Genomic DNA, 229 nt, shown 5'->3' with positions numbered 1-229 from the left:
GTTCAGCTTGTAACCAAGCAGGAACCAATTCCTTACGGATGATATGTTTAGGCGTAAATAACGCTGCTGTTTCAGCTTCAGTATGTATGTCTGACTCAGATGTTTGTTCTTCTGTATTCCCTTTTAGTAGATTGTAAAATTGATTGTAAAATTGATTGTAAGCAATTTGATAAACAAGACGACACATGTCATCGAGTGATAGAGTAGTACCCTTATGATTCGCCTCATG

General features: G+C 37.1%; 1 protein-coding gene. It reads right to left on the bottom strand.

The features are described from left to right. Nucleotides 1–229, bottom strand: a 229-nt coding sequence (locus SB753_RS42355) for a hypothetical protein (RefSeq protein WP_410805870.1), incomplete at both ends; no start/stop codon positions are given.

Origin of the sequence: Paraburkholderia sp. SIMBA_053 (assembly GCF_046534895.1) — a bacterium.
Taxonomy (GTDB): Bacteria; Pseudomonadota; Gammaproteobacteria; order Burkholderiales; family Burkholderiaceae; genus Paraburkholderia; species Paraburkholderia caledonica.
The sequence above is the reverse complement of the archived record's forward strand: the minus strand, read 5'-3'. Positions and strand labels throughout refer to the sequence as shown.